This is a genomic window from Methanocalculus sp. MC3 (assembly GCF_054767395.1).
In genome coordinates, this window is record NZ_BAABMP010000002.1 from 232060 (window position 1) to 247838 (window position 15779).

At 47.8% G+C, this 15779-nt stretch carries 15 protein-coding genes; 6 read left to right on the top strand and 9 right to left on the bottom strand.

Annotated elements, in window-relative coordinates; genetic code table 11:
- The first annotated feature begins 80 nt into the window (after nt 1–80).
- The gene (locus ACYUBO_RS04705; RefSeq protein ID WP_300329720.1) at nt 81–1454 is read left to right on the top strand and encodes a replication factor C large subunit; all 1374 of its coding nucleotides are present in this window, start codon (nt 81–83) and stop codon (nt 1452–1454) included.
- On the opposite strand, the gene ACYUBO_RS04710 is transcribed toward ACYUBO_RS04705, so the two are convergent.
- A complete protein-coding gene (locus ACYUBO_RS04710; protein WP_460372737.1) occupies nt 1434–1814 on the bottom strand; it encodes a UPF0146 family protein in 381 nt (126 codons plus the stop codon). The genes ACYUBO_RS04705 and ACYUBO_RS04710 overlap by 21 nt on opposite strands.
- 62 nt (nt 1815–1876) lie before the next feature.
- Here ACYUBO_RS04710 and ACYUBO_RS04715 point away from each other — a divergent pair, with 62 nt between their 5' ends.
- Together ACYUBO_RS04715 and cas1 are read left to right on the top strand one after the other, a co-directional pair.
- A complete protein-coding gene (locus tag ACYUBO_RS04715) occupies nt 1877–2410 on the top strand; it encodes an archaemetzincin family Zn-dependent metalloprotease (RefSeq protein ID WP_300329714.1) in 534 nt (177 codons plus the stop codon).
- Between the two features lie 101 nt (nt 2411–2511).
- A complete protein-coding gene (gene cas1 / locus ACYUBO_RS04720) occupies nt 2512–3438 on the top strand; it encodes a CRISPR-associated endonuclease Cas1 (protein WP_460372739.1) in 927 nt (308 codons plus the stop codon).
- Between the two features lie 58 nt (nt 3439–3496).
- On the opposite strand, the gene ACYUBO_RS04725 is transcribed toward cas1, so the two are convergent.
- The 3 genes from ACYUBO_RS04725 to ACYUBO_RS04735 all read right to left on the bottom strand — a co-directional run bounded on the left by ACYUBO_RS04725 (nt 3497) and on the right by ACYUBO_RS04735 (nt 6063).
- Nucleotides 3497–3769 (bottom strand): acylphosphatase, encoded by a 273-nt coding sequence (locus ACYUBO_RS04725; RefSeq protein WP_300329705.1) that lies wholly within the window; start codon nt 3767–3769, stop codon nt 3497–3499.
- 340 nt (nt 3770–4109) lie between these two features.
- Nucleotides 4110–5486 (bottom strand): phosphoglucosamine mutase, encoded by a 1377-nt coding sequence (gene glmM, locus ACYUBO_RS04730; protein WP_460372741.1) that lies wholly within the window; start codon nt 5484–5486, stop codon nt 4110–4112.
- Nucleotides 5467–6063 carry a DUF5806 family protein gene (locus tag ACYUBO_RS04735; RefSeq protein ID WP_300333609.1) on the bottom strand — a complete coding sequence of 199 codons (597 nt, stop codon included), beginning with the start codon at nt 6061–6063 and terminating at the stop codon, nt 5467–5469. Before ACYUBO_RS04735 ends, glmM begins: the two co-directional genes overlap by 20 nt.
- A gap of 1049 nt (nt 6064–7112) precedes the next feature.
- On the opposite strand from ACYUBO_RS04735, the gene istA reads away from it, so the two are divergent.
- The 3 genes from istA to xerA all read left to right on the top strand — a co-directional run bounded on the left by istA (nt 7113) and on the right by xerA (nt 11571).
- A complete protein-coding gene (gene istA, locus ACYUBO_RS04740; RefSeq protein WP_460372743.1) occupies nt 7113–8357 on the top strand; it encodes an IS21 family transposase in 1245 nt (414 codons plus the stop codon).
- Nucleotides 8354–9133 carry an IS21-like element helper ATPase IstB gene (istB, locus tag ACYUBO_RS04745; RefSeq protein WP_460372745.1) on the top strand — a complete coding sequence of 260 codons (780 nt, stop codon included), beginning with the start codon at nt 8354–8356 and terminating at the stop codon, nt 9131–9133. The genes istA and istB overlap by 4 nt, the downstream gene beginning before the upstream one ends.
- 1571 nt (nt 9134–10704) lie before the next feature.
- Nucleotides 10705–11571 (top strand): site-specific tyrosine recombinase/integron integrase, encoded by an 867-nt coding sequence (gene xerA, locus ACYUBO_RS04750; protein WP_460372747.1) that lies wholly within the window; start codon nt 10705–10707, stop codon nt 11569–11571.
- Nucleotides 11572–11596: 25 nt separating this feature from the next.
- Here xerA and ACYUBO_RS04755 read toward each other — a convergent pair whose 3' ends face one another.
- From ACYUBO_RS04755 to ACYUBO_RS04775, 5 genes are all read right to left on the bottom strand, one after another.
- The gene (locus tag ACYUBO_RS04755; RefSeq protein WP_460372749.1) at nt 11597–11779 is read right to left on the bottom strand and encodes a tautomerase family protein; all 183 of its coding nucleotides are present in this window, start codon (nt 11777–11779) and stop codon (nt 11597–11599) included.
- A 52-nt stretch (nt 11780–11831) separates the two neighbouring features.
- Nucleotides 11832–12950 carry a DUF373 family protein gene (locus tag ACYUBO_RS04760; RefSeq protein WP_460372751.1) on the bottom strand — a complete coding sequence of 373 codons (1119 nt, stop codon included), beginning with the start codon at nt 12948–12950 and terminating at the stop codon, nt 11832–11834.
- 165 nt (nt 12951–13115) lie between these two features.
- Nucleotides 13116–13976: a coiled-coil protein gene (locus tag ACYUBO_RS04765; RefSeq protein WP_460372753.1), complete on the bottom strand. Its 861-nt coding sequence runs from the start codon at nt 13974–13976 to the stop codon at nt 13116–13118.
- A gap of 338 nt (nt 13977–14314) precedes the next feature.
- Nucleotides 14315–15460 (bottom strand): cell division protein FtsZ, encoded by a 1146-nt coding sequence (gene ftsZ, locus ACYUBO_RS04770; RefSeq protein ID WP_460372755.1) that lies wholly within the window; start codon nt 15458–15460, stop codon nt 14315–14317.
- Nucleotides 15461–15475: 15 nt separating this feature from the next.
- Entirely contained in the window at nt 15476–15655 is a 180-nt protein-coding gene (locus ACYUBO_RS04775) for a ribbon-helix-helix domain-containing protein (protein WP_300330943.1), read from the bottom strand.
- Nucleotides 15656–15779 lie beyond the last annotated feature (124 nt).

Sequence of the window (15779 nt, forward strand, 5' to 3'; positions counted from 1 at the left end):
CCTCATCAAAGATAATGTATTTGTTCTGGTTTACTGATCCCGGAACCTATTTTCTTCTCATAAACTGAAATAGATCTGATATGGACTGGGTGGAGAAGTATCGGCCAAAGACACTCGCAGATGTTATCGGTAATCAGTCTGCGGTTCATGAGCTCCTTGAATGGGCAAAAGACTGGACGACACAGAGCAAACCGATCCTTCTCTATGGTAAGCCAGGTATTGGAAAGACCTCGGCTGCATATGCGCTGGCACAGGATCTCGGCTGGGAGATCATTGAAATGAACGCAAGCGATCAGCGGACAAAAGGGGTGATCGAGCGGATTGCAGGGAGCTCGAGTACAACCGCCAGCCTCTCCGGCGCATTACGGCGCCTGATCCTCCTTGATGAAGCAGATAATCTTGATGGAAACGCTGATCGGGGTGGTGCAAAAGCGATTGTGGATATCATCAGGCGATCAAAACAGCCGATTATGCTCATCGCAAATGATGCCTATGGGGTGGCACCCGAGATCAGGCGGCTCTGCGATCAGGTCCAGTTCCGGGCAGTTCCCGCTCGTACGCTTGCCCCACATTTAAAAGATATCTGTGCAACGGAAGGGCTGGATTGCGATCCGGAAGCTGTCCGCATCATCGCCGAGGAGGCAAAGGGTGATATCCGCTCTGCTGTCAATATGCTCTTTGGCTCTTCAGTCGGAAAGGCTCGCATTCTTCCATCGGATCTCCAGGTTCAACAGAAGGATTCCCGTTCCAGCATCTTTGATCTTGTTGCAAAAACACTCTCCGGCTCTTCAGACGATGATTCTCTGATGCGGCTCTCCCGCGAGGTAGACGATTCGCCGGATGCGCAGATTCAATGGCTTGAAGCAGGTGCTCTTCAGCACCGTGATCCCCGGAGGCGTGCGCTCTCTCTCCGTCTTCTCTCCTGTGCGGATTCATATCTCGGCAGGACATTCAGCAGGCAGTATTACACTCTCTGGAGGTATGCAACCGGCATCATGCTCATAGGGACGGCTGCTGCGTCTGCGGGATCGGGACTCCGGGTGAGGATCTCTCCACCGGATCGATGGAAACGGATGGGGCAGGCGCGCAGGCAGAAGATGATCCGGCTCTCACTTCTGCACCGCTGCTCTGAAGCGTACCGGATCCCGGAAAAGACTGTGGCAGATGAGTATCTCACACCAATCGGTCTCCTTGCTGACAGGGATCCAATACGATTTGTCCGCTCACTCAATCTGGATGCCGATCAACTGGCACTGTTAATCCATGATAAGGCGCGTTCCCAGTCGGTCATGAAAGAGATTGAAAAAGCCGTAAAAGAAGAGGAGAAGAGAAAGTCATCACTAAAAAATGTGAAACCTGCACCTCGCGAAGATCCAATCCCTGAAAAGCAAACAGAAGAACCTGCTCTTGAAAAGAAGAAGGCAGAATCGCAATCAACACTTTTCTCTTTCTGATTGGGTTTTTTGTTTTGCGCAATAGCGGTGAAGAATGACGCCACAGTCAATCCTCTCCCCGCCATCCTGGTAGATCTCGCATCCCAGGTGGTAGATGAGCAGGTCTGATCTGACGTTTGCGGCAAGTTCGATGAGATCCGGCATCATCTCAATTCCCGGTCTGATCGCATATATGCAGTCTGATCCCCTGTAGAGCCTCAGATCGGGGTCTGTGATATCATCAACTGCTGTGCGTACCGTGCCAGCTGGTGGAAATGGCTTTCGATCGACACAGAGGATAGATCCACCCCTGCGTTGGATAATTGAGGCGGCAACCAGATTCCCGCCATATCCCACTTCAACGCATCGACGGTATCTCATTCCGATAAATGTGCCAATCGCTTCTTCAATATGTTTATAGCCGCTCATTTCCTATTTACAGTATGGGGATCGTGATCTATTGGGATTATCGATCGGTTGATGGCATCCAGCTTCCTGTGCAACGAATCATTTCGGCTGTCATTGGGTCTCCGGTTGAACTCATCCTTGGTGATCATTTTCCTCTTGAAGGATATCATCGGATACGCCGCCAGTATGATGGAGGGCGGATCATCAACCGGATAGGTCTCTTCAAACGGCTGCATGGAATACAGGATCACTTTCTACTGGTAATACCTGATGACATCTATGCCGACTCATCTGATTTTGTATTTGGACTGGCACGTGATTCTATTGGAAGTGCTGTTGTTTCAACAGCACGGCTGGAGAATGAATACTACGGGCTCCCCGGTGATATTCATCTGATCATTGAGAGGACAGCAAAGGAAGGAGCTCATGAACTGGGGCATCTCCTGGGGCTTGAACATTGCTCTGTTCCCGAATGCATCATGTACAGGCCTGAAAGCCTGAGTGAACTGGATCGGAAGGAGAGATATTTCTGCCCTGAATGCCGGCTGCAACTCCCTCCGATCAGGTGATCGTCCACCTTTTTTTCTCCAGACTTTTTTCCAAAGATTAATCACTGAAAGAACGGATAATATACTGTTGTTCTGTGTATGAGGGTTGATTATTGGTTGGTATGAAGATTCCCTGGCATGCAATCTGGGGATATGGTGCACATATCAAGTCGACACCAGGACTGTTGTATGTCCAGAAACGATCCCAGCAGTCAAGCTATTCAATAGATGCAATCAATCATCTGCTCCTGGTTGGAGGGCATACGATTCAGACTGCAACAATAAACCGTCTTCTTGAGAAGGGTGCATCAATCTCCTTCTTTGATGCTCATGGAACACCTCTTGGTACCCTAACGCCGTTTGGATCAAACAGGAATGAAGAGACCTGGTGCCTTCAGACCTCAACCCCTTCACATCGGTATATCATTGAATTTGTCCGCTCTTCTCTGCAATCACGGCTTCTCTGGCTGGAGGAGCTTGATAATACTCTTGAATCAGGCCTTTTCTATCGTGGGGAACATGATTTCCTTATACAGGCAAGAAATGAGATAGAGTACCTTGTCAGGATAGAAGAGATCAGAAGGCTCCATACTCTCTCAACTGATATGTATTATGAGATTCTTTCACGGATGCTTCCAACAGATCTGGAGTACAGGAGAAGGACAAACCGCCCTCACTTTGATCCTGTCAATGCGATGCTCTCGTTTGGGTATGCACTTCTCTTCGGCAATGCATGTGTTGCAATCATAGGGGCTCATCTGAATCCTGATAACGGCCTGCTGAATCAGGGGGCAGGCGGATTTGTCTATGATATAATAGAGCCCCTGAAGAGGACCATGGTCGATTCGACGGTATTTGAACTTGCAAAGGATTTTTTAACAGCAGGTGATTATGAACTGAGCCAGACCCGCTGTGTCCTCTCGGACGAACTCATATCCCGGCTCCTTGAGCGTTTATATACGAAGATCGATCAGCGGATCATCGATGCAAATGTGTATGCATATCTTAAATCTCTTGAGAAAGGAGGCAATTTCTCAGTTATTTTTTAAGGTATAGTGGAAGATTGGGGGTGCACGCCCTCCACTGCCTGCATAACCAATAATGTCTTCAAAGAGGGCGTTTGATGGAAAAATCCGGAAAATCTGTCAGGATGAACGTTCTCATATCAATATCCCGAATGATAGCACGGGGACAACTATAGAGCATGGATACGAACTTTTCAAGGATAACATCCTCGCCTGTGGCCAGTACATGCACCCTGCCATCCGGGAGATTCTCCACCTCCCCGGAGATGCCGAGGCTGGTTGCAATATGCCGTATACAGGCCCTGAAACCGACTTTCTGAACTCTCCCCGAAATGATCAGTTCGATTGTTTTCATCTCTCCTCCAGACTATTTCTCATCTTTCTTATTCATTTTGAGTGGATATTATGCCCTGTAACAATCAATGGTTGCTTCTTATTCAGAATGTTGTATTCTTTCGCATCTTCAGCTGAATCAGACTTTTGATTTCTGGAATTGATTGAATGTGTCGGGAGACAAACCCGGTTCTTTCTATCAATATGGGTATCTGACCATATCCACGAATCTCACTTTGATCTCAATTCTTGTGGGAAAGTCCTTTGTCATTATGATATGGAATGAATATAGTTAATAAAGAAATCTATTCCTTTGTTTTTTGAAAAAAAGAAAAAATAAGCTTATTATTTGATTTTAAGCCTTAATGGCAGCCTAATTGGAGCAGAGAGAGAAGATAGTCTTTTACTTCTTCTGCCCGCCTTGGATCCCGTGATTCTGCATAGAGCCTGATGAAGGGTTCTGTCCCCGAAGGGCGGATCAGAGCCCATGCATCATCCCACCGTATATGGATGCCATCGGTTTCATTCAGGCCAAGCTCAGAACAGGCTGATCGAACTCTTGAAAGGATGGCAGCCGGATCATCGGAATGGATCTTCTCTTTAACCATGGTATATGGAGGGATCTCATCTGCAAGGGCGGATATCGATCGTTTTGATGCAGCGACAAGTTCTGCCATTGCAGCAGCAGTCATTCCCCCATCCCTGCAGAACTGGTGATTGGGAAAGATCTGACCTCCATTTCCTTCACCGCCAAAAGCAACCCTCTCTCCTGCCTCGATCAGTTTCAGCATGGTTCGTGCGACATATATGCTTCCAACCTTTGTGTAGGAGGTTGTGCATCCGCAGTCGGCTGCCACCTCCCTGATGACATCTGATGTACTGACGGGTGTGACGACAATGCCCGGATTGTTTTGACATGCGGCACGTGCAAGCATCGCAAAGGTCAGATTCTCGTTCATGAAAGTTCCTGTCTCATCCACAAAGACTGCCCGATCTGCATCGCCGTCATGCGCAACCCCGAATGCTGCTTTGGTTGCAATGACTGTTTCAGAAAGGAGGGCGAGCCCCTCCGGGCTCGGCTCAGGGAGCCGTCCGGGGAATGTGCCGTCAAACCGTCCATTGATGGTATGGACCGTACATCCCATTCGCCTGAGGATCTCTGGTGTTGTTGCAGCAGCCGGTCCCGATCCCGGATCAACGACGACGACCATCTCTTTGCAGCAGTCTGTTGGAAAATGAGAGACAATGGCTCTGATGTACTCCTCTATCAGGTGGCTTTCATCAGTCAGCTTCCCAACACTCTTCCAGTCCAGAACTCTGACATCCTCTGAAAAGATCAAGGATTCCAGTGCTATTGTGCGGGTGTCATCCATCTCGGTGCCGTCACCCTCAATCACCTTCACCCCGTTATATTCGGGGGGATTGTGTGAGGCGGTGATCATCGCCCCTCCATCATAATGCTCCCTGACCAGGTACTGGAGTGCCGGTGTCGGGAGTATACCGAGATCGATGACATCGCATCCGGATGCGAGGAGTCCTGATCGCATTGCAGCAGCAAGTGCCTCTCCTGAGGTTCTGGTATCCCTTCCAAGCGCAACTCTGCCCCTTATCATTGTCCCAAGGGATAACCCGATCTTCATGACGAGTTCCGGGTTCATGTCTTCTCCAATGATTCCGCGGACTCCGTTTGTTCCAAAGAGTTTTTTTTTCGGTTCGGTATTATTCGTCATTATCTTCATCTCTCTCAGATTCTCTGCTATTTGTTTCATCCGGCTGAATGGATTGCCGGGATCGTTTGTTCAGGAGAATATTTGCAGAATCGCCAAGTTTTCTCATGATGTCGGTGATCCGGTCTTCTATTTCGATCTCGTCATCGATCTCAAGTGATGTGCCCTCAACTTCAAGGAGGAACCGTGCAATCTCGCTTGATTCAAAGAGGATGTCGTCAAGTTCGTCAAGGGTGAAGAAACCGCACATGGCCCCGTAAAAGAATGTGGCACCTGATTTCCTGACTTTTCTCTTGAAGGATGAACGTGCCTGGTTGACCGCCTGCGGAGAGTATGGCTCCTGCATAAATGGAACCAGATCAGGGAGATTCTCTCCGATAAAAGTCATCTCGGCACCTGCCGTTGTCTTAAAATCGGAACAGAGCCGGGCTATTGCCCATTCCCGGGCAGTTACGTACGTATGCTTCCGCAGGAACTGGTTGACTTTCCGGTATGTGGCGCCATCGACTTTCCGGAACTTCCGGTATTTGGAGATCTCCTCTCTCCGGCTTTCATCGATCTGAGGTTTTTCCTCTTCTGGGTTGCTCATCTCAGTACCTCTGTTGCTCTTCTGCCCCCTTGAACCTTTTTCTGTGTATATCGGTGTCAATGTATGACGAATTCCGGGGGCAGGATGCGGGAAATTCTGTCCTCTTTAACGTATAGCATCATATGGTTTATAGATGACGATCTACCTCGAAACGGCTCTGATTGAAGTATATTGTTGAATAAATAATTTATTTATTTTCCTGGATCCGGGGTGTGGGGGGTGAAGATGCAGATGCCTGGTTGGGGTTCGCATTACATCGGGTTGTATCGGGGGCTTGTAGTCGAACCCGTTTTCCTCACCATTGGGGATGTTTCATTCATCCCTGGATGTTGGCTTTTGACTGGTTCCTCTCTGGCTGGATGCTCTCTGAGATCTGCTGATCGATGTAGAATGTCAATGGCTTCGTTAAATTTGCGCTTCATATTGCTCAGGTGTGGCGATCGAAAAGTGCTCCATTGCTCTCCTGTCTTTTCCAACTGCTTACTCTCTGTTTGTCTTGGGTGGGAGGATTTCATGGCAGGCATGGTCTGATGCTGCTTGGGTATGGCGGTAAACATCGTCCAGACTGTAACCGGGCTCTGGCTCTTCGTTGATGCAGGGGCAAACGCAGTATCGTAAAAGTTTGGATTTGTGTATTGTTGGCTTGGGTTTGCGGGCTATGTGTTAGGGGTTACAGATTGGTTTTCTGATCAAAGGGTGGCTCCTCGACCGGGTCTCCTGGTTATCCCTGCTCCTCTTATTGATAGCAAAGCAGGCTCTCACACTATGATGCAGAGAAATGTCTGATATGTTCTCCTCTGAAAAGAGGCGGTCCTCTTCCAATCTCTATAACGGGCATCTGATCTGTCGCTGTTTGGATCTATGGTGTATAGATCGATTATTGATCAGATCGGTGGGTTTCTTGATCGGAACCCTCGGAGCTGTCAATGTCGGTTTACTTTTCCCCAGTTTCGTCGGCGTAAAAATACCCAAATGCGTCGGAATAAAAATCCCCAATGTGCAACCAGAGAGTGTCTGGGATTCACATGCTCAAGGACGAGGAGTATTTTATGTTACTGGATCTAGCTCGTGAACAGGAACTGGCAACAGGGAAAGTCAATATCAGCTTGCTTGCCCGAGAAACCGGATATGACAGAAAAACCATAGCTCGGCATCTTTCTTTGGATCAACCCTCAAAACATCCTCAGACCAGACAGAAAGCAAGCAAGCTGGATCCCTTCAAACCATACATCCAGGAGAGGCTGAACAATTATCCTCGTCTGAGCCGTGTTCGACTTCTGGAAGAGATCCAGGATCTCGGCTATGATGGCGGGCCAACAATACTTGGCGATTATATCCGCCAGATCCGTCCCAACATCACCATTCCAGCTGAAATCAGATACGAAACCAAGCCGGGAGAGATGATGCAGTGTGACTGGCTTGAATACCCCTATGAAACGGCAGATGGATCCAAAAAGAAGGTCTATGGCCTCTCAATGGTTCTTGGCTATTCCCGGATGAGATATGTAGAATTCTTCCCTCATCAGGGTCTTCTTGCTCTTCTCAAAGGACATCTGGGCGCCTTTGAGTATTTTGGAGGAGTCACTGACATGATCCTCTATGACAACCTTCGGAGTGTCGTCCTTGAGCGGAAATATCCCTCAACCGCTTCAGAATTCCATCCCCTCTTTGCAGACTTCCGTGACCACTTCGGGTTTACATCACGGCTCTGCCGCCTGGGTCGAGCCAAAACCAAAGGCAAAGTTGAACGTGCAATCTACTATGTCAAAGACAACTTCCTGTATGGTCGAACCTTCCATTCCATAGAGGATCTGAATCTTCAGGCACGTACCTGGCTCAATTGCGTCAATGGGAAGGTCCATGGAACCACCCATGAGATTCCGTTTGATCGCTTGGTTCAGGAGAACCTTCGTCCTTTCGCTTTGTACAAACCATATCTCCTCAAGAGGAAAGAATCCCGAAAAGTCTCCAAAGACTGTTACATCTCGTTATACGGGAATAGCTACTCAGTTCCATGGAAGTTTGCAGGAAGACGTGTTGACGCATATGTCCTGGAGAACCACGTATCGATTCATGCTGATGGCACAGAGATCTGCACTCATACTCTCCTGAATGGGAGAAATGAGCGTTCAAAGAAAAAAGAGCATTTTGAAGGGCTTTACAAAGAAATCCTGGGTATATCCAGCAATGGTACAAAGAAGAAACGGATAAACAAACCAGCCATTGATCAGGATTCTGTTGAAACACGAGACCTTGCCGAATATGATGTTTTTGCTGAGGAGGGTCGGGTATGACGACTCTTCTTCTCGAGCAGATCCATCACCGCCTTGCCATGATGAAACTGGATGCAATGGATGCTCTGCTTGAGCCAACGCTTGAACGTGCCATGAACGAGAATCTCAGTCCCATTGAGACGATCGGGTATCTGGTTGAACAGGAATGGAACAACAGAACTTCAACACGAATTCGAACCCGGACAAAAAGTGCTGGTTTCCCTCTTCTGAAGCGAATTGAAGAGTTTGATTTTGAGTTCCAACCCTCGATTGATCAGACGGTGATCAGTGACCTTGCCACTCTGAGATTTATTGACAATGCAGAAAATGTGGTCTTCCTTGGACCGCCAGGTGTTGGTAAAACTCATCTGGCGATTGGTCTTGGTGTTTCTGCAATTGAACAGGGGATCCCGGTTCTCTTCATCAATGCATCTGTCCTGATCGAACAGCTCAAGGACGCATACCATAGTGATCAGCTTGATCGGTATCTGAAGAAACTCACCCGACCAGGTCTCCTGATCATCGATGAGATCGGGTATCTTCCATTTGATGCTCAGGCAGCTTACTGCTTCTTCCAGTTGATATCCCGGCGATATGAGCAGGGATCAACGATCTTCACCTCGAACAAATCGTTTGGTAACTGGGGAGAGATCTTTCAGGATCAGGTGATTGCCGCAGCACTTCTGGATCGAATCCTGCATCATTGTAGAACAGTGAATATCCGGGGAGAAAGTTACCGTATGAAAGACAGAAAGAGCCACAAATTATGGGTGAACAAGCATGAATCGGCAGAATAGAGGTTTCCTAATGTTTGACAGAGAATTGACGATAGGTTTAAGTGGGGTGAGGAGAATTATTCCGACGAAGTTGGGGATTTCTAGACCGACGTTGACAGGAGCTCAGGTCGCTCTCTCTCTCTCTCTCTCTCTCTCTCTCTCTCTCTCCCTTTCAATCCATCTTCTCTCTTCTCTCTCCACTATCTGAATCGATCGTCTGTTATTCTGGATTGACCTCTATCACCGCCAGTTTGATTTTGTGCACTTTCGGCGGTGTAACAATGGGCACGTTCCGAAGTCCTTCCGGGTTGTACCCGAGTGTTGTGGCAACAACTCAATTGCTGGATGGCGTTTTTTCCAGGGAATCTGATCTCCGATCTCCTGTTCTTATGGTGTGTGATTGGTGCGTCTCCTCTTGGCAGGTGTGGGGTGGGACTGGTTATCTAAAAGGCAGTTGGTTTCCAAACCCTCCTCTCGTAATTCCTGCTATCTATCTCCCCGCATTTGGTTCAATCAATATTTCAATTGCGTCCAAAAATAACGTCCTCGTATTGGCATTCTCGTCTACTTTTTTCGATTATCATAATGTCTCATATTAAAAATGTGAAAAGATCGATGAAATCGACGATATGGAGTTTCTTTATATGCACCTTTCAGCCGGGGTGGCTGTACTCGCTGTCTGTCCGGATGGTCGGGGGTTCTGTTCCTCTGGAAAATTATGGTTTGAAGCTGGCCAATGCCTCTTGTCTCTAAAATCGTTAAATTTTAGTCCATTATCTTTTTAAGTCCTATATTGGAGTTATTTTTGGGGCATGTGAGAACGGCATTTTTTGCGCAGAATAGGTATTCTGCGCAATTATGGTGTGCAGGGGCCTGTTTTTGATATCATGCGGTGCAATCTGAATCATCAGACTCGAATGAATAGATCATGAGGGTTCTGTAATTATGATCGGCAATAATCATCTGTGCTTCTCCCGCTGATAGGACTGGCCCTTGGCATCTGGGTCGTTGGGGGGATCTCTTCATTGTGTGTAGTTCACTCTTCAGCATATTCTCAACGTCCCTCTATGTGAGGGATGGTTGTGATGATAATGTTGGGCCAGTAATTGATCCTGCTCTCTCCAACCCGATTTCCTATTATCTGTGTTTTTGCGAAAATGAAGTGGTGGAAGGGAATGCGGAAAATCATCGAATGCGTGTCTTAAAATGTGGGCTGGGCTATGGATTGGGTGGGTCTTGCTGAAAAAAGTCTCCTGGCTGTCAAAGATCTGTTTTTTTTATGGTGGGGGCGTGGGTGTTCTTATGGTATTATGGTGGCGGGTTGATCTGCTATTATTATCTGAACATATTTATATTCGAAATCCCTGAATTTTGTTCTAACTTACTAGAACAATACCTTCTATAAACCATATGATGCTATATGGATACGAGCTCATATTCTGCAACTTTTATACAGACAAAACCATCATCTCAGATCAGATATCGATCATAATTTTTGATCCACAAAGCCGGGTAGTCGAATCACGTATCTGATCGAATGTGGCCAAACTATTCTGCGCAAAGGTAATAACTCCGGAAAACCATGGTATATCATGGCTCCCCGTCAGCGGACGTTCTCTGTCTGGATTCCCCGGTATATGAATCACCTGACGATGCGGAATTATTCTGTAAAAACAATAGATACCTACCGCCGGGTGCTGCACGATTTCTCCTCCTATTCTGCCGGAGTGCAGGCCTCGGATGATCCGGATGTTGAGACTGATGGCTATGAAGTCACCAATTTTATGGCGCAGGCATCAGTTGAACGGGGCCTCTCCGCAACAACCATGAACCGTTATCTCTCAACGCTCAGCTCATTCTACACATTTCTCGTTGGCCAGCAGGTCATTGATACGAATCCGGTTCTCGGCGTGGATCGTCCTAAAATCAAGGATCGGGAACTCTTATACCTGAAACACGCGGATGTCATCACTCTTCTGGAGAAGATCGGGGATTCAAGGGATCGCCTCCTTATCAGGACAATCTATGCAACCGGGGTACGGGTGTCTGAACTCTGTGGAATTATGATTGAGCATATCGATTTTGATGAGGAGACGATTCGTATCCGTGGAAAAGGGGGCAAGATCCGGACGGTCTTCATCGATCCCGATACGCTGACCGCGATCAGGGGGTTTACCGGCGGAAGGAAGGATGGCCCGCTCTTCCAGGGCCATTCTGGCGCTCCACTCTCTTCCCGTTCAGTCCAGCATATATTCCAGAAATATGCCCCTGCCGGAATCACTCCCCACAAGATCCGCCACAGTTATGCAAGTGAACTCTACCGGCGTTCACGAAACCTCAGGGTAGTGCAGGAGAACCTGGGCCACTCATCAATCCAGACGACTGAAGTGTACCTGCATACGGATCTCGAAGAGAGACGTAAGGTCTACCAGGAGCATTTCCCGCTCTCAAATGAGTAATCTCTGAAAAAAAGATACAATCCTCTCAATCCGAGAGGAGTTTTCCGCTTTTTGCGATATTTTCGCGTGGCAACTCGTTGAAGATGACAATAACTGCTGCCGGGTCGACCCCGAACGTTTCGGCAACGGTTTGGGTAATCTCACCGGCAACTCTCCGCTTCTGATCTGCTGTTTTTCCTTCTGACATCTGAATTGTTATGACAGGCATGGAATAGACATCAGCATGTAATCATAAATGCATTGCCGTTTCATCTGGCTCTTCACCACTTTCTGCTCTTCTTACCGTCTATGACCCATTTGCTCGTTGCAGACTGGATATAGATCCCAATAAGTGCACAGAGAAGGCCGGCTACTGTGAAGATGATGATGGATTGCACTCCGCTACCAGCGGAGACGGGGAATTCGGGCACATTGCTGATTGAAAGCAGGTAACTGCTCGCCCCGTAGATGATTGTCCCTATCGCTCCGATAAAAAAGGGGATGATCACAATTCTGCTGAGCATCTCCTGTTCATTGAGGATGCAATCGATGATCTTTCCCGCAAGAGCAACAAGCCCTGCGCCCACAAACCACCATACCGATCCATAGATAAATGCAGCGAAAAAGAGCAGAACTCCGGCATCCTGTGGATAATAAACGAGAAGGCTCGTTAAACCCATGATTACAGCAACAATTGAGATCAAGGCTGCGGTTATGTATGCAACAAAACTGAAACTCCCTTTCTGAAAAGACTGCTGAAGTCCTGAGATGAGATAACTGAAGAATTCGTCAATTCCAAATCCTTTGAAGAGGAGATAAATCCCGACAGCTCCGACTACAAAGAAGGTTGCAAGATCCGGCCTTCCCCAGAGGTATGCTGCTGAATAGAGCAGCATTGCAAGGCCGATTGGAACAAGAACAACACGGGCAATCTTTGGATCATCGAGCAGTTTCTTGATGATATAGTAGGTTCCCTCAAGGTTTGGCATCTGTGCAACGATGACCCGTTTAACGCTCTCAACAGGGATCCTTGACTGGACGATCGGGAGGATGAAATCATCTTCAGCGCCATCAGATACAAGGATGCATGCGGTTACGTTCGTTTGATTGATTAATTGTGAGAGCGAATCGGCGATTTTACGATCTCCATCGAGCATGTTCATATGGCTTCCGCCAATGACAGAAACGATCACATCCTCTCCTCGTGCAGTCAGCTCGTCATATGTCTTGACTGCCTGGAATATCGCATTCACATCGGAATCTTCGGGATCGACAAGCCCGAGGCGTTTCGCTGCCTCGAGGCACGCCTCTCTTCCGATAACGGGACTTTCTATCCTCGCTTTATATCCGATATCGTCATCGCGATCGACGCTCAGCACGAGCGTCTTCCTCTTCTCCATTACAGAATACATGAACGTATTAGGATAATAATGTTGTTTTCTCAGAATGATGAATGAAATCTGGTTTTCCAGAGTGAAATCGTCAGAAAAGATTTCCTGAAAAATCGCCCTGCCGGAGAAGACCTGCCGGTCTTATTCAGTCATATCGTGCGTTCTGAAAAAAAATTAAATGAGTTTGGATCTCTGGAGGAGAAGAAGATCGTCGGTGGTAAGCTTTTCTCCACTCTTGAATGAGTTGAAGATCTTTTCAGCTTCCATTCTGACTGTTTTATTCTCTTTAACGGTTTTAACCTTCTTGGTTTTTGTCCGCATGCCGCTGATGACCTTGTCGTAGTCACGGAGTTCTTTCTGGCATTCGATGAAAGATTTGTGTTCGGCATCTGCTGCTTCCTGTGCCTCGACAAATGCACGGTGCCTGGCATCTGCCTCTTCACGGGACTTGTCGGCTTTCCTGTAGCACTCCACCATAAGATCGTGATGAGTCTGTGCAAGCTCTGCACTCTCGGTCACCTTGATGTGGAGATCGGATGCCTGTTTCCGGAGGTCACGTGCCTCCTGTAGCTTTGACCGGATCTCTTTATTCTGCTCAAGTTCAGCTTCCTGTTCGCGAACCTGGCTTTTCATCTGTTTGATCTTCTCAACGAGCTCACGTTCCTTGTCAGAACTCATTGCTTCGGTCTGCTGTTTGAACTCGAGAAACTCAATCTGACGCTGGATGTCTTTAACCTGGCCCTTTTTTATATTGCCATGTTCTTTTTTATATTCTTCAAGCTCCTCAAAGAGTACATTTGCCTGTTCATTCAGGACATTTCTCTGATCTTTCAGATCGGAGACATCTTTGTTGCTTGAGTCGCGAAGCTCCTTGTGCTTCTGGGCTTCTTCGACATACTGGCGCGTCTGGTTGTTCAGCTCATTCCGCTCGCGGGCACATTTGCTTGCGAGGGCATTGAGTTCATTTCTTCTGTTCTTGTGCTGTTCAGATTCAGCAAGAATAGTTTTTCTCTTGTCTACGAGATCATTCAACATGCTCAACAATCCTCAAATGTCGATACGTTTGCCTCTGGGTTGCAGGTTGGAGTATAAGCGCCCCGTTTGTACAGAGTATCCTCTGTTCCGGGTAGTAGATAAAAAACAGACAGCACTTCACGTGAGTGCTGATGCGCGTAAACCATCCTGTTCAACCTCCGATACGAAAAGCGATCAATTGCTCAATTCCGGTGGCAGAAACTGTTCCCGGTTCCAGAGGCATTGATACGACTTTCTATAAGTAAAGGTTAAGGTTGCTATTAAATGTATCGAATTCTCGGAATAGAGTGTAATTCTGGCCTGATGGCAAAATGTAGAAAAGAAAAAAGTTTTTTGGATTACATTACCCAGTCAAGCAGGCTTCCGGAGCGGGCATCTGCAGTTCCCCGGCCGATGCTCCGTCCCGGGATAACCGCTTCACTTCGTGAGCGTGTTGACTGCATCGAGAGGCTTGGGAGTCCACCGAGTATCTGCGGGCTCTGGACGCCTGTCATAATTGCCATTACCCTGACTTTCCCTTCATAGTCGCTTCTGACGCGCGCACCCCAGATCACATCTGCATGCGGATCGAGCTCATATGTGAGCTGGCTTGCAATCTCTTCTGCATCGTGGAGTGTAAGATCGCTGCCACCGGTGATATGAATGAGACATCCTGTTGCGCCACGATAGTCGATATCAAGGAGCGGGTGGTCAAGGCACTCGCGAACAACACTTTCCGCTTTGTTCTGCTGCTTGCTTTCGCCGACAAGCATTACGGCAAGCCCACCTTTGCTCATGGTGGCACGAACATCGGCATAGTCGATGTTGATGAGTGATGGTTCAGTGATTGTTTCGCTGATCCCTTTGACTGTTTCTGAGATGAGCTGATCCATAACTGAAAATGCCTGTCCGAGTGGGAGGTTTGGAACGAAATTCTTCAGCCGGTTGTTGTCAAGAACAATGACGGAATCTGCTGCATTGCGGATCGCTTCAAGCCCCTCTTCTGCTTTGAGCATGCGTGCCTTCTCAACCTGGAAGGGGTAACTCACCATGGCGACGACGATTGCACCCTGCTCTTTTGCGATCTGAGCCACAACAGGGGCCGATCCGGTTCCGGTCCCTCCACCCATTCCTGCGGTGACGAATACGAGATCTGCTGATTCAAGGAGGCTCTCAAGGGTCGGCCTGGCCATCTCGGCTGCGCGTCTGCCAACATCCGGGAATCCGCCGGCTCCAAGGCCTTTGGTCAGGGATTTGCCGATCAGGACTCTTTTATCGGACTGAACCATATCAAGGTGCTGTTTATCGGTGTTGATTGCGATCGTCTCAGCACCATTCACCTGCATATGGTGAAGCCGGTTTACTGTGTTGTTTCCTGCGCCGCCACACCCGATGATGACAATGCGTGGATTGCCAAGCATCTCATCATCATCGATGATCGATGATTTAACGCGGTCTTTCTCAATCTCTGCGTGTTTTAGAGCTTCATTTATAATTGTCTGCATACTACAACCCCTCATTTAAATTTTTAAAGACGTGACCTGATCGCTTTCGCGCATTACCCGATCTCCGTGCTTGGATAGGAGTTCCCGTACTGCATATCGAACCGCTTCAGATACGGTTGGGAATTCTCCGGCCGCTACCAGTTTCTCCAGCATTTCGACCTGTTGCCTGGGTAATCGGATGGTGATCCTGTCCATTTCTCACTCCAGTCAGACAATTGTCATACATTAATAAGCTAATTGTCAGACATTAAGCGCACAATCGTCTGATCTTACTAATCAGATAAATGTAGATGTATCGTTAATGTATATATAGTTTACG

Coding starts and splice junctions, on each gene's coding strand:
- ACYUBO_RS04705 (WP_300329720.1), top strand. CDS start 81: ATGGACTGGGTGGAGAAGTATCGGCCAAAGACACTCGCAGATGTTATC.
- ACYUBO_RS04710 (WP_460372737.1), bottom strand. CDS start 1,814: ATGAGATACCGTCGATGCGTTGAAGTGGGATATGGCGGGAATCTGGTT.
- ACYUBO_RS04715 (WP_300329714.1), top strand. CDS start 1,877: ATGGGGATCGTGATCTATTGGGATTATCGATCGGTTGATGGCATCCAG.
- cas1 (WP_460372739.1), top strand. CDS start 2,512: ATGAAGATTCCCTGGCATGCAATCTGGGGATATGGTGCACATATCAAG.
- ACYUBO_RS04725 (WP_300329705.1), bottom strand. CDS start 3,769: ATGAAAACAATCGAACTGATCATTTCGGGGAGAGTTCAGAAAGTCGGT.
- glmM (WP_460372741.1), bottom strand. CDS start 5,486: ATGAAGATAATGACGAATAATACCGAACCGAAAAAAAAACTCTTTGGA.
- ACYUBO_RS04735 (WP_300333609.1), bottom strand. CDS start 6,063: ATGAGCAACCCAGAAGAGGAAAAACCTCAGATCGATGAAAGCCGGAGA.
- istA (WP_460372743.1), top strand. CDS start 7,113: ATGTTACTGGATCTAGCTCGTGAACAGGAACTGGCAACAGGGAAAGTC.
- istB (WP_460372745.1), top strand. CDS start 8,354: ATGACGACTCTTCTTCTCGAGCAGATCCATCACCGCCTTGCCATGATG.
- xerA (WP_460372747.1), top strand. CDS start 10,705: ATGGCTCCCCGTCAGCGGACGTTCTCTGTCTGGATTCCCCGGTATATG.
- ACYUBO_RS04755 (WP_460372749.1), bottom strand. CDS start 11,779: ATGCCTGTCATAACAATTCAGATGTCAGAAGGAAAAACAGCAGATCAG.
- ACYUBO_RS04760 (WP_460372751.1), bottom strand. CDS start 12,950: ATGGAGAAGAGGAAGACGCTCGTGCTGAGCGTCGATCGCGATGACGAT.
- ACYUBO_RS04765 (WP_460372753.1), bottom strand. CDS start 13,976: ATGTTGAATGATCTCGTAGACAAGAGAAAAACTATTCTTGCTGAATCT.
- ftsZ (WP_460372755.1), bottom strand. CDS start 15,460: ATGCAGACAATTATAAATGAAGCTCTAAAACACGCAGAGATTGAGAAA.
- ACYUBO_RS04775 (WP_300330943.1), bottom strand. CDS start 15,655: ATGGACAGGATCACCATCCGATTACCCAGGCAACAGGTCGAAATGCTG.